Source organism: Paraburkholderia sp. SG-MS1 (assembly GCF_012275575.1).
In the GTDB taxonomy this organism is placed as follows: Bacteria; Pseudomonadota; Gammaproteobacteria; order Burkholderiales; family Burkholderiaceae; genus Paraburkholderia.
Map to the genome: position 1 here is coordinate 116,091 of NZ_NPIH01000168.1, position 12,498 is coordinate 128,588.

The following is a 12,498-nucleotide window of genomic DNA, read 5'->3' on the forward strand; positions in this document are numbered from 1 at the left end:
TGAACGGACTCGGCATCACACAAATTCTGAAAGCGACAGTTCATAAGAGTGCGCGTCTTCAATCGACATCGCCTCGGAACACGGCGGGACGTCGAGTGCGGGCAGGCGGTAGACATATTCGTATCGGGCACGCAGTGCTTCGCGGCTCGTCAGAACGAATCGCGTTGAGGGTGACGCTGCGAGGATTTGCTCTGTGAGCGACGTCACGACGTCGATGAGATGCTCGCAGTTGTCAAGGATGATCAACGCACGCCCACTAGCACTAGAAAGATAATTAACGATGCATGCGAAGGGGTTGTCGTGAAGTTCACTCAGTCCAAGTAGACGGGCCAGTGTAAGCGCCACCCTATCGTCAGAAGCGACTTCACTGAGATCGGCGAAGTGAGTTTCGGAAAAAAATGCACCGGACAGTCTCTTTGCGAGAGCGATGGCCACAGTTGTTTTGCCGACGCCCCCGGGGCCAACAATAGAAACTAATCGATGTCCGGTCACATGGGATGCGAGTGCCTGCAAGGCCTCTTCACGCCCTTGCGGCTGGTCTGCATCCACGGCCAACCTATCGGCATGCAATAAATCGGGCGAATCAGCACCGTGAAGTGTGCAGTCGTCAACGGTACGCTGACGAGTAAGCCGTCCGACAAAACAATACCCGATACCCGGCACGTTGCGCACGTAGCTCACACCGTCTTCGCCGTCACCCAGTGCTTTGCGCAATCCGGCAATGTGGACGCGCAAGTTGCTTTCATCGACGACGATATTTCTCCACGTGTATGACATCAACATGCGCCGGTCCACTACCTGTCCTGCGTGCCGAACCAGCACGATAAGAATATCCAATGCACGGCTACCTAGCTGAACGAATGACCCCGAGCGTTCGAGACGTCTTTCCTCAGGAAATAGTCTGAACGGACCGAACGATATGGCTTCGCGGTACTCATGGCGGTTGGCATGGGCCATCACATCGGAACGCAGATAATCTTCAATGGCATTCATCTTCTGAGCTGACTCCGGATTGCGCGATTCAGGTTTGCATGGGAACAGATCGATCTTCTCGATCCCCCGACGACGAAAAATGCCTTGAAATTTGTGTATCGGATCACAAAGACAAGGCTCTGCCGGAGTCCACGGAACCGCCAGATCCGGACACTCCTCGTCACAAACAATCGTAGTCATGCTAACCGGATCACGGAAGGCTAACTTGGGATATCACGGTGTTGCCGCCAAAGTAACAATTGGGACCGATGGGTTCACCGGGATAATGTTTTGTTGATTAGGCAAAAATAGTTGCGGCATAAAGAAACGACAAACAACATCAGACTTTGAGAGATTTCCATGACAAAGATACCGGTTCCCGTTGTCTGCCGCTAATGCCTCCCGGGCGCGAGTTCCCCAAGCAATCCCGTTCTTCCTTCTGTTTTTGCCAGATCTCCTGCAAGACGGCGAAGGGCGGTATATGTCGGAATGCTCGCCCGGCCATAAGCCGACGGTGGTACTGCAGCAGCCGTTCGAGATCTTCTCGAACTCTCTGCGTATTCGATGCAGCATTCCCACAATCATGAGTCTCGCCGTGGAACGTGGCAAGCCTCCCCCTGCAACGCATCGAAGATGCGCTCGCCAGAACGGTTGGGTGATGCTTAAGCCGCAGATTGTTGTCGCCGGGACAACACGGTGATCTTCTTTGCGTGCCTACTGCCAATCACAGACGGAGTCTACGATTGTCGTGACGGCAGGCGCCAGATAGGCCGCGCCGCCGCGATCATCAGCGATCGCCGCGTACCGCAACAGGACACTTTTTGTCGTGAGTCGCGGTGCACATCGTCAATTTGGCAATTCAAAACCTAAAGGGCAACAGCCATGTCGCAGAAGATCTTGATTGTGGGTGCCGGCTTTGCCGGCGTGTGGGGCGCGCTCGGGGCCGCCCGCGTGCTCGAGCGCGCCGGTGCAACGGCTGGCGACGTTGACATTACGCTTATCTCACCGAAGCCCGAGTTGCAGATCCGGCCACGCATGTACGAAAGCGAGCCGCATCTTATGGCCGCGCCGCTTTTGCCCTTGCTCGATGCCGTTGGTGTGAACTACGTCGAGGGCAGTGTCGACCAGATTTCTGTGCATGACAAGACCGTACGCGTGACGACCGCGAGCGGCGAAAGCAACTTGCGTGGCTACGACCGGTTGCTGTTGACGAGTGGCAGCAAACTGAATCGACCGCCGATTCCTGGGCTTGCCAGGTATGCATTCTCCGTCGATTGCATGGAGGACGCCTCGGCACTCGAGGCGCATCTGAAGGAACTGGCGAAACGCCCCGATTCGAACGCCCGGAATACCGTTGCTGTGGTGGGCTGCGGCTTTACTGGCATTGAGATCGCAACTGAGTTGCCCAAGCGGATGCGCGCGCTGTTCGGTCCCAATGCGGCGATCAAGGTGGTCATCGTCGGTTCTCAGGCCGATATTGGCCCCGACCTCGGGCCTAACCCGCGGCCATTCGTGGCGGAGGCGTTCGAATCGCTGGGTATTGAGGCGGTATTGGGATCTCCCGTTATATCGGTGGATGCGGATGGAGTAAAAACCGCGTCAGGTGTGCATATCGAGGCGCAGACGGTGGTATGGGCCGGCGGGATGCGAGCCAGTACGCTTGCGGCGCAGGTTTCCTCTCGACTCGACCCGCTTGGCCGTGTCGAAGTCTCATCGGATCTTCGTGTAGCAGACGCGCTACACGTATTTGTGGCGGGCGATGTGGCTCGCGTGCGCAGTGACGATGAAGGGCACGACGCGTTGATGTCCTGTCAGCACGCGATGGTGATGGGGAAATTCGGCGGTCACAACGTGGCCGCGGATCTGATCGGCGCACCGATGCTTGCGTATAGCCAGCCGTTTTACGCCACTTGTCTTGATCTCGGCGAGTGGGGGGCGGTGTACTCAGAAGGCTGGGATCGCCAGATCAAGCTGACGCACGCGGAAGGAAAAACGCGCAAGCAGATGATTAACACCCAGTGGATCTACCCGCCGGCGCCCAATCGTGCCGATGCGTTGGCGGCAGGCGACCCCCTGGCGTCATTTGGCTAGAGCGTCGGCAAGCCTCGGGTATCGCGGCTACCGGTCACCATGGGGCAAACGGGGGGCGGCAATCGTTCTCGACGAATCATCTCCGGTGCCGCCACCCGAGGTTAAGCTGGTGTCGGCGTGACCATCTGCCTGACGATAAGGCCGCCGAATGGTTGCCATCCATGCGTCGATGCGACCCGGGGGGCAGCATCCGATTCGCGCCATGCGACGCGAGAGCGTATCGAAAGACAGGCTGCTTTGGCATGAGTACTGGCCAGGCGCGATTCTCCCGTCGGAGCTTCCGTGAACGATTCCCTTGTATTCGGTTATTCCGTCGTCTTGGTCGACGTGGCACTTTGGCGTTTCAAGCTGCCGAAGAAGGACGTTTCCCGTCTATTGCTTCGGCTCGCGATTTTTGCCGTCTTCACGACGAGCATTTTCGCCGCGGGCCTTAGCCCATTCAGACAGGCTACGTATCTGGAAGCGTCACTGCTTCACGAAGCGGCTCAAGCCCTGAAGATATTCTGGTGGCTGACGGGTGCCCGCTTACTCACTCTTGCTCTCGACACACTCCTGCTGCCACAAGCCTGGCGCAAGCAGCGACTCTTTCAGGACGTGTTCGGTGCCGTGGTGTTTCTTGCCGCAGCAGTAGCAGCAACGGCGTTCGTTCTGGAAATACCCGTTCGCGGCCTGATCGCGACATCGGGAACATTGGCCGTGATTCTCGGGTTAGCTATTCAAAGCACGTTGCGCGATGTCTTTGCGGGAATCGTGCTCAATTCTACGGAGCCCTACCGCGTGGGCGACTGGATCTCGATTGACGGCGTGGAAGGCACGGTGATTGAGATGAATTGGAGAGCAACGCATCTGCTTAATTCCCGCGGCAATGTGACTATCGTTCCCAATGCTGCGGCGGCAAAGACAAATATCACCAACACTAACCGGCCCCAAGCCTTGCATGGCGTCACAGTGTCTCTGGAGATCTCGCTGGACGAGCGGCCCGGAACTGTGATTGCCGCGCTCGAATGCGCGCTCGCTGGGGCTCGTTCGATCCTGCCGGCACCGGCTCCGTTCGTGCAGGCAAAGAAATCCACCCTATGTTCCATTCAGTACGAGGCGACGGCCTTCGTGGACGACACCGCGAAAAAGACGCCATTGACCAACGAACTGTACGACCTCTGTTATCGACACCTGGCCGCTGCGGGTGTCAATCTTCGGCCACCCGGCGTGTCATCTGTCACGTCGGTCGCAGCAAGAGTGGAGGAGCGCCTGCTCAGACGCATCGAACTGTTCAGCGCCATCGCCGATGATGAATTGAAGATGCTTTCCCGTTGCATGGTGCGGCATGAATACGAGGCCGGCCAGGTGATCTGCACTCCGGAGGTGGTGCCCGACTGGCTCGCAATCGTCGACTCAGGCGTGCTCAGTGTCTTAACGGAGCAACCTGCCGGCGCCATCGAGGTGGCGCGCCTTGGCCCCGGCGATACCATGGGTGAGACCGGGCTGCTCGCTGGCTTGCCGGTTCAGGTGAAGATCACGACGCTCACCAGAAGTGTCGTTTACAGACTGAACAAGGAAGACGTGACACCGCTATTGAGAAGTAGCCAGGAAGTGACTCATCGAATGTGCCGACTACTTTCCCAGCGGCAAGACACGCTGCATAAGATGGCTATAAAGAACGCCGCTCACGGGGACGAAGATCACGCTAGCTTCCACTGGCTTCTGGACAAGATTCATCGGTTGCATGCATTGAAGTTCTGATGTTCCGGTTACGTAATACTTTCATAGCGACGAGTCTTTAATCGCTCCCTGCTTTTTGTAAATGCAAATATTGAGCGTGAACGTTAGGTGTTGTACATGAACGGCGCTCCTCTCATTGCGTTAGCGCGGAGCGATCAACGACATTTTGCATCCCTTAACTAGGCCGATGAATGAGTCGTAGTTATTCTGATGACACGGCCGGTAGCAAGCCAAACCTTTCATATACCGGTCGAATAATTCCTGGATTGGAACCATGACTAAAGAACTGGAAAGCATCATCCCCGACGCAAGACGCCGAAACCTGATGTTAGGCGGGGTGGCCGCAATGTTGACGACAACGGTTGCATCAGCGGCCGGTGAGCAGTCGGGACCAAGCGCGACCGCGCAGATGTCAACCGCAGGCCATGCTGACGATGTCATCCGTACACGAGACGGAGTGAGTTTGTACTTCAAGGATTGGGGCGCGAAAGACGGTCCCGTCGTCACGCTGAGCCATGGTTGGCCGCTTAGTTCGGATAGCTGGGAGAACCAGGCGTTTTTTCTGGCATCTCAGGGCTTTCGCGTCATCACACATGACCGCCGCGGGCACGGTCGCTCGAGCCAACCGTGGGATGGCAACGACATGGACCACTACGCGGACGATCTCGCGACAGTCATTGAGACGCTCGGCCTGCGCGATGTAGCCGCTATTGGGTTTTCTACCGGCGGGGGCGAGGTTGCGCGTTATGTGGGCCGGCACGGTACATCGCGCGTATCGAAGATCGGATTGATTTCGGCCGTGCCGCCACTCATGGTCAAAACGCCTGGCAATCCGTCCGGTGTGCCTATCGAGGCATTCGACAGCATTCGGGCTGCGATGATTGCCAATCGCTCCCAATTGTTCAAGGACATCCCGGCAGGCCCGTTCTACGGTTTCAATCGATCGGGCGCCAAGGTGTCGCAAGGTTTGATTGATGCGTGGTGGCGTCAAGGAATGACAGGCGGTTTCAAGAACGTCTACGAATCAGTCAAAGCCTTTTCCGAAACGGATTTTACGGCGGATCTGCTGAAGTTCGACAGACCGACACTCATCATTCACGGCGATGACGACCAGGTCGTTCCGGTTGATGTTGGAGCTCGTTCGAGTAAGAAACTCGTCCCTCACGCGATCCTGAAGATTTATCCCGGCGCACCGCATGGATTGACCGATACACACAAGGATCAGCTTAATCAGGACCTTCTGTCTTTCTTGCGCAGCTAGCGTGCGGGAAGCGTAATTTAAAGCAACCGGGCCAATATATTGTGCACAAGGACAGCTCCATGGACGACGCAAGTGTTTTTGACAAGCTTCGCCCGCGCTTGCAGGGCATCGCATATCGGATGCTGGGCTCGGTCGCGGAGGCGGAAGACGTGGTTCAGGACGCCTGGTTGCGCTGGCATTCGACCAGTCGTGAGACCATCGAGAACGCGGAAGCATGGCTTGTCACTGTGACCACGCGGATTTCCATTGACCGCCTGCGAGCAACGAAAGTGCAGCGCGAACGGTACACCGGCATCTGGCTTCCTGAGCCGTACTTCGCCGAGTCACCCGCAACGCCGGAGCAGGCCAAAGAACGCGCCGACGAGGTATCCGTCGCCTTACTGATGTTGCTCGAGCGGTTGAGCCCCGAAGCCCGCGCGGCCTTCCTGCTGCGCGAAGTGTTCGACGCCGACTACGACGAAGTTGCCAAAACCATCGATAAGAGCGAGGCGGCTTGCCGGCAGTTGGTGAGCCGCGCGAAGGCGCAATTGCGCGATGACCGTCCGCGCTACGTCGTGTCCCGGGAGACGCATCATCGCCTGCTACAAACCTTTGCGCAGGCGTTGGAGCGCGGGGATTTCAAGGCGATCAATTCGATGCTGGCCGAAGATGCGGTGCTCATGGGCGATGGAGGCGGCCGGGTGCAGAGCTTCCCGGAGCCGATGGTGGGTGGCCGGCGTATCGCGCAGTTTTTTTATGCGGCTGCGCTTCGCTACGGAAGCGGACTGCATGTCGAACTCGCTGTCCTCAACGGTCAATGGGCACTGTTACGGTTTGTCGAAGGGGCACTCGAATCGGCGCAAACATACGAGACGGATGGCGAGCGCATCGTGCGCATTCAGGTGCAACGCAATCCCGACAAGCTTGCGCGCATCGCGGCCAGATTTGGCGGCCAATGATCGGCGTCCTCGCAACGTTCGAAGGACATCCGTACGGTCACTCGCCATATCGGCGAGATAAATGCTGCCAGTCTGCCTGCCTTGTTCCCGATTAAGAAAGGCTCACCTGCCATAGCGCAGCCGAACGTGTGTCGCGCAGACAAGCAGATGACCTATTGCGGCGGGAGCGCCTGATTCCTGTCCGGCCCAATATGCGCCGGACGATCGCGGTCATTACCTGGGTTATCTCAGCCGCAAGCATCCGCCAGCGAGCATCCGCGTCTTCATCGGCTACATGGCGGAGCAAATGCGCGCGCTCGACCTGCCATGTCTGACCATCATGACGGCAGTGCCGGCACGCTGATTGGTGCTTTGCAGGCAACACGATGCGTCGTGGCGTAAGCCTTCCCGGCGGCCCGTCGCGCAACTACGATCCACCTGCGCGCTGACGGAGCAACAGGGCCGGCCCGACACACTTTCTACGGAGAAAAGAACCTTGACGATCTTTGCTATCGACAGTGGCGCCAGCGGCAACAGGTTGGTCGACGAGTGGCCTGCGCTAAATCAAAGTGCCAAAACTGACGCGATGCGCGCTGCACGCGATCGCAGACCGAAAGTCGCAGGAGAGCCGCAGATGTGTGGACTGGACCCGTGGTCTCAGATTATCGGACGGCTAAGCTCGCATTGGCACGACACCGCTTCCACGGTTCGCCTGACTTCGGGGCGTCGCAAGCGAGGGGGGCGCGCAGCGGGCGCGGTGTGCGGCGTCGCTACGATACGAAGCATCGAATGGCAAACCGACACGACCGTGCTCGTTTCGTGGAGCGACGCCACACGCGGCCGCTATCTCGATCAGACCTGGCGCGCCAGCTATGCGCGCGTCTGCGGCGTCTGCGCGGTCAGCGGCATGTCGGTCAAACGGGGCGACGTGGTGTTCCGGCCGTTCTACCGTGGCGCAGCACCGCCGCCGAATGCGCTCGACATGATCCTTGCTTCGGTGCTGCGTCGATAGTTCTCCCCCCGGTCTGTAATCCGACTTGCGTGGATGAATTGACTCGCCACCATTCATCATCGATCTAGATAAAGACGGATTTGCTCGCTCGAGAGGGTGTAAGGCAACCGAACAGCCGCGCTGCAGGTGGAGTGCCTACCCCCTTACTGGGAGCTGGGCACTGAAGCCTTGGGAGCGCTGAGCAGCGGATGTCAGCAATGAGTGAAAGCCCGTCATGTCGGTTTGCCGAGCGCCCGGATGGCGGTGCGCGCGTCATTGATGAAGGGCGTGCTGGCCGTACCGTGGTGGTCGTGCGGCCTGGGCTGAACGCGTTGGCATACGTAAATCATTGCCCACACTTTTCGGTTCCCCTCGATTTCAGTCCGGAACCGTCGTTTGTTACAAGGCACAGGTGCTCAGGTGTGCCCGGCAAGTGCGCTGTTCAGCTTCGATGACGCTCGATAACTTCGACGGCAACCTGGTCGCCGCATCTTCAGCGTGACAACAGCGAAACGGTTGCAATGCCGAGGATGGTCATCGCGAGCGACGCGCTCACGTGAATGACGATCTCGCCTGCGGCCCAGCCGAGCCGGCCGTCCTGCAAGCGCTGCACGACTTCCGCGGAGAACGTCGAGAAAGTGGAAAGGCCGCCCATCAGGCCGGTAATGACGAAGAGCCGCCATTCGGGCGCGATCTGCGGAACCCTCGCAAATCCCGCGACCGCGACGCCGATGATGTAGCCGGCCACCACGTTGGCGGCGAGCGTGCCGAGCGGCAGGCCGCTCGACATACCGTTCAGGCGGATGCCGAGAAACCAGCGAAATAGCGAGCCGAGCGCGCCGCCAATGGCGACAGCGAGAAAGGACCAATACATGGAAGAAGACCTGAACGGACCGAAGTGTCGACAAACCGGGTGAGCGTAGGCGGGACGATGCCGCGTCCGCAGTCATCCGGGCGAAGTAGGCATCATCAGCCACGAGGGCGGTTAATGGAGAATGCCATCTCCGGCGTCGAAGTCTACCATCGGCGGAGCATGTGGGGACAGGTGCGAGCCGCATCGATGGCGTGCGCGCCGGTTTTCGTCCGCGCTCGCGCTCGAAGCGGCGCGCGTCGCGATCGAGTGGCGCAAGGTGAGCGCCGGACGCCCGGCGTGAGCGGTGCGCTCGCATGGGTGGCGCGTCAACGCTGTGCTCCCACGCGGAAGGTGCCGCCCGCGGCGCTCGCACCAAGCCACTTCCTGCCTGTCACTCCGGCGTTGCCGAAATCTTGTGAATCGACAGGTCCGCGCCGTTGTATTCGTCTTCCTGGTCGAGCCGCAGGCCCACCGTCAAACGGATTGCGCCGTACACGAGCGAGCCGCCGAGCGACGCCACTGCGATTCCGCCCAGCGTGCCGATCAGCTGCGAGCCGAATGACACACCGCCCATGCCGCCGAGCGCGTGCTGACCGAAAATCCCCGCTGCGATGCCGCCCCACGCGCCGCACAGCCCATGCAGCGGCCACACGCCGAGGACGTCGTCGATGCGCCAGCGGTTCTGCACGCAGGTGAACATATACACGAACAGTGCGCCCGCGATGCCGCCCGTCACCAGCGCGCCGAGCGGATGCATCACGTCCGAGCCGGCGCAGACCGCCACCAGACCGGCGAGCGGGCCGTTATAGGTGAAGCCCGGATCGTTGCGGCCGGCGAACCACGCGCTCAGCGTGCCGCCGACCATCGCCATCAGCGAATTGACGGCGACGAGGCCGCTGATCTTGTCGACCGTCTGTGCGCTCATCACGTTGAAGCCGAACCAGCCGACCGTCAGCACCCACGCCCCCAGCGCGAGGAACGGAATATTCGATGGCGGATGCGCGGCAATGCCGCCGTCCCGATGGTAGCGCCCGTGCCGCGCGCCCAGCAGCAGCACCGCCGGCAACGCGACCCAGCCGCCGAACGCGTGCACCACCACCGAGCCGGCGAAATCGTGAAACGGCGCGCCGAACACGTGGGCGAGCCAGTCCTGGACGCCAAGACGCCCGTTCCACACGATTCCCTCGAAGAACGGATAAACGAAGCCGACCAGCACGAAGGTCGCGAACAGTTGCGGATTGAATTTCGAGCGCTCCGCGATGCCGCCCGACACGATCGCCGGAATGGCGGCGGCGAAGGTCAGCAGAAAGAAAAAGCGCACCAGCGCATAACCGTTGTGCGCGGCCAGCGACTCGGCGCTGCCGAAAAATTGCACGCCGTACGCAATCGTGTAGCCGATGAAGAAATACGCGATCGTCGAGACGGAAAAGTCCACGAGAATCTTGACTAGCGCGTTCACCTGATTCTTTTTGCGGACCGTGCCGAGTTCGAGAAACGCAAACCCTGCGTGCATGGCCAGCACCATCGCGGCACCGAGCAGCAGAAACAGGGTGTCGGTGCCGGTTTTCAGACTTTCCATCGATGTGTCCCGCGTATGCCAAAAAAGCGGGCAATGAACGCAAGAAGTGGGCCAAAGCTGTGCCGAGAAGCGTCGATAAGGTGCAATCCAGCACCGGCGTGGGATTCTTCTCATGCAGGTACATTGACCCACGCTCCGAGGGGTGCACCGGGAGAGACACGACAAGCACAAATTAAGTGCACATGCTTGAGCGTGCCGTCCGAATGATCCATATGAGGGCGTAACATTCGATTTTAATTACATTTAATTCAAAATACTGACGCGCTTTGCGGGGTGCGTTCGGGCGCCCGAGAAAAACGCGCGGCGCAGCGTGCGCGAGCGTCTTTGTTTTCCTCGGCAAACGTCGACATAATGTGCCGACCCCGTGAACGATCTACGGGCAACGAGCTTCAATGGGCACGCATGAGACTGACGACTAAAGGCCTGTTGCTGATCGCCATTCCGGCTGTGTTCGAACTGGCGCTGCTGTCCGGACTGGTCAAGGCCCAGTCCGACGCGGCGCTGGCGGAGCGGTGGGCCATTCATAGTGAAGACGTGCTGCGCCAGAGCGCGGCGATTCTCGATCCGGTGCTGGGCGAATCCGTGGCGCTGCGCGGTGCGGTGCTCGCCAACGACACGCGCTTTGCCACGCCGGTCGCGGTATGGGTGGATGTCGACCGCCGCATCGACCGGCTGGCTGAACTGGTCGCCGACAACCCGGCTCAGGTCGAGCGTGTGGTGCAGGTGCGGCAGGCCGTGCAGGCGTATCGCCAATGGTCGGACCGGATTCAGGATCTGCTGCGCTCGGGGTTGCGGCATGATGTGCTTGAACGCTTGCGCGATCCCGCGACAAGCGACGCGCTCGAGCGCTTGCGTCAGCAGATGGTCGCATTTCAGGCGGAAGAGCGGCGCATCGACGCGCTGCGCTCGAGCGCCGCCGGCGTGGCTCGCGAACAGCAGCAGACTTTGATCGCCGCGGCGGCGTTCGGCTCGCTGCTGTTCGTGGCGCTGGCAATCTGGTGGTTCACGCGCGGTGTGCGCGGACGGCTCGCGCTCCTGTCCGACAACGCGGGGCGCCTCGCGGGCAACGAACCGCTGGCGCCGCTCGACACCGGTCGCGATGAAATCGCCCGCCTGGATCTGACCTTGCATGAGACGAGCCGGCGTCTGCTCGAAGCCGAGCGCATTCAGGCGCGCTTCCAGGCGGACCTCACGCGCCGCACCGGCGAACTGGCGCAGATCAACGAGACATTGCGACAGCAGACCCAGGAAAACGAGATGTTCATCTACAGCGTGTCGCACGATCTGCGTGCGCCGTTGGTGAATCTGCAAGGCTTCTCGAAGGAACTGATCCGCGCCTGTGACGAACTGCGCGTGACGGTGCGCGAGTCGGCGCTCGCCGAGCAGTCGCGGCAGCGAATCGAACGGGTGGTCGACGAGGATATCGGCGAAGCGCTGCATTATCTGCAGACGGCCGTGCTGCGGGCGTCGCACATCATCGATGCGCTGTTGCGCCTGTCACGGGTCGGTCGCGTGGAGTATCGCTGGCAGAAGGTGGACGTGCAGGACATCGCGCAGCGGGTGATCGATGCGATGCAGGGCTCGATCCGCACGCGGCGTGCTCGCGTGAGCGTCGGCGAGTTGCCTGCAGTGTGGGGCGATCCGACCGCGCTCGAGCAGGTGTTCGCGAACCTGGTGGGCAATGCGGTGAATTATCTCGACCCGGCGCGCGAGGGCAAGATCGAAATCGGGACGACGCCAGCGCCGCCCGGGGTGCATTCGTTACGCATTTTCTATGTGCGCGACAACGGCCAAGGCATTCCGGCGGTGGCTTTGCCGCGGCTTTTTAACGCTTTTCAGCGATTGCACGGCAATTCGACCGCCGGCGAGGGTATCGGCCTCGCGCTCGTGCGCCGGATGGTGGAGCGGCACGGCGGACGCGTGTGGGCGGAGTCGCAGGAGGGACAGGGGACGACCTTTTATCTGTCGCTGCCCGAAGCCGGTATGCGGTCTGAGGAAGCGGCTGCCGCAGCGGGAGGTTCTCCGTCAATACGGGCGAGCGCCGTTGGCGCGCGGACTTCGACGGTCGTGAAGGCGTGAGAGCAGGTGACAACCGGACAGTGCATTGCGTCGACA

9 protein-coding genes, 2 pseudogenes and 1 riboswitch are annotated in these 12,498 nt (G+C 60.3%); of the genes and pseudogenes, 8 read left to right on the forward strand and 3 right to left on the reverse strand.

The genetic code is table 11. From position 1 onward, the window contains the following. Positions 1–15: 15 nt before the first annotated feature. Positions 16–1,173 carry an ATP-binding protein gene (locus CIC12_RS33090; RefSeq protein WP_238812575.1) on the reverse strand — a complete coding sequence of 386 codons (1,158 nt, stop codon included), beginning with the start codon at positions 1,171–1,173 and terminating at the stop codon, positions 16–18. Between the two features lie 681 nt (positions 1,174–1,854). On the opposite strand from CIC12_RS33090, the gene CIC12_RS13255 reads away from it, so the two are divergent. From CIC12_RS13255 to CIC12_RS33100, 7 genes and pseudogenes are all read left to right on the forward strand, one after another. Beyond that, the gene (locus tag CIC12_RS13255) at positions 1,855–3,063 is read left to right on the forward strand and encodes an NAD(P)/FAD-dependent oxidoreductase (protein ID WP_168664552.1); all 1,209 of its coding nucleotides are present in this window, start codon (positions 1,855–1,857) and stop codon (positions 3,061–3,063) included. A 282-nt stretch (positions 3,064–3,345) separates the two neighbouring features. After that, positions 3,346–4,803, forward strand: coding sequence for a mechanosensitive ion channel domain-containing protein (locus CIC12_RS13260; RefSeq protein WP_168664553.1), 1,458 nt, complete (start codon positions 3,346–3,348; stop codon positions 4,801–4,803). Positions 4,804–5,056: 253 nt separating this feature from the next. Then, complete coding sequence (locus tag CIC12_RS13265) at positions 5,057–6,043, forward strand: alpha/beta fold hydrolase (RefSeq protein WP_168664554.1); 987 nt, start codon at positions 5,057–5,059, stop codon at positions 6,041–6,043. Between the two features lie 59 nt (positions 6,044–6,102). Further along, positions 6,103–6,981: an RNA polymerase sigma-70 factor gene (locus CIC12_RS13270; protein ID WP_168664578.1), complete on the forward strand. Its 879-nt coding sequence runs from the start codon at positions 6,103–6,105 to the stop codon at positions 6,979–6,981. A 175-nt stretch (positions 6,982–7,156) separates the two neighbouring features. Next, a pseudogene (locus CIC12_RS33095) lies at positions 7,157–7,324 on the forward strand (LysR family transcriptional regulator); the annotation flags it as partial. A 270-nt stretch (positions 7,325–7,594) separates the two neighbouring features. Then, positions 7,595–7,972 carry a DUF3331 domain-containing protein gene (locus CIC12_RS13275; protein ID WP_168664555.1) on the forward strand — a complete coding sequence of 126 codons (378 nt, stop codon included), beginning with the start codon at positions 7,595–7,597 and terminating at the stop codon, positions 7,970–7,972. 197 nt (positions 7,973–8,169) lie between these two features. Further along, positions 8,170–8,407 (forward strand): annotated as a pseudogene (locus CIC12_RS33100) (Rieske (2Fe-2S) protein); the annotation flags it as partial. Positions 8,408–8,444: 37 nt separating this feature from the next. Here the strand turns inward: CIC12_RS33100 and crcB are convergent. Together crcB and CIC12_RS13285 are read right to left on the reverse strand one after the other, a co-directional pair. Continuing rightward, on the reverse strand, positions 8,445–8,825 hold the full coding sequence (gene crcB, locus CIC12_RS13280; RefSeq protein ID WP_168664556.1) for a fluoride efflux transporter CrcB: 381 nt from the start codon (positions 8,823–8,825) through the stop codon (positions 8,445–8,447). Between the two features lie 79 nt (positions 8,826–8,904). After that, positions 8,905–8,966, reverse strand: a riboswitch (Fluoride riboswitch). Between the two features lie 229 nt (positions 8,967–9,195). Further along, positions 9,196–10,383, reverse strand: coding sequence for an ammonium transporter (locus tag CIC12_RS13285; RefSeq protein WP_168664557.1), 1,188 nt, complete (start codon positions 10,381–10,383; stop codon positions 9,196–9,198). Positions 10,384–10,785: 402 nt separating this feature from the next. On the opposite strand from CIC12_RS13285, the gene CIC12_RS13290 reads away from it, so the two are divergent. Further along, positions 10,786–12,462: a sensor histidine kinase gene (locus tag CIC12_RS13290; RefSeq protein ID WP_168664558.1), complete on the forward strand. Its 1,677-nt coding sequence runs from the start codon at positions 10,786–10,788 to the stop codon at positions 12,460–12,462. Positions 12,463–12,498: the final 36 nt, after the last annotated feature.

What these genes read in the sequence shown, in the direction of transcription:
- CIC12_RS33090 (WP_238812575.1), bottom strand. Translation starts at nt 1,173, where the DNA reads ATGACTACGATTGTTTGTGACGAGGAGTGTCCGGATCTGGCGGTTCCG.
- CIC12_RS13255 (WP_168664552.1), top strand. Translation starts at nt 1,855, where the DNA reads ATGTCGCAGAAGATCTTGATTGTGGGTGCCGGCTTTGCCGGCGTGTGG.
- CIC12_RS13265 (WP_168664554.1), top strand. Translation starts at nt 5,057, where the DNA reads ATGACTAAAGAACTGGAAAGCATCATCCCCGACGCAAGACGCCGAAAC.
- CIC12_RS13270 (WP_168664578.1), top strand. Translation starts at nt 6,103, where the DNA reads ATGGACGACGCAAGTGTTTTTGACAAGCTTCGCCCGCGCTTGCAGGGC.
- CIC12_RS13275 (WP_168664555.1), top strand. Translation starts at nt 7,595, where the DNA reads ATGTGTGGACTGGACCCGTGGTCTCAGATTATCGGACGGCTAAGCTCG.
- crcB (WP_168664556.1), bottom strand. Translation starts at nt 8,825, where the DNA reads ATGTATTGGTCCTTTCTCGCTGTCGCCATTGGCGGCGCGCTCGGCTCG.
- CIC12_RS13285 (WP_168664557.1), bottom strand. Translation starts at nt 10,383, where the DNA reads ATGGAAAGTCTGAAAACCGGCACCGACACCCTGTTTCTGCTGCTCGGT.
- CIC12_RS13290 (WP_168664558.1), top strand. Translation starts at nt 10,786, where the DNA reads ATGAGACTGACGACTAAAGGCCTGTTGCTGATCGCCATTCCGGCTGTG.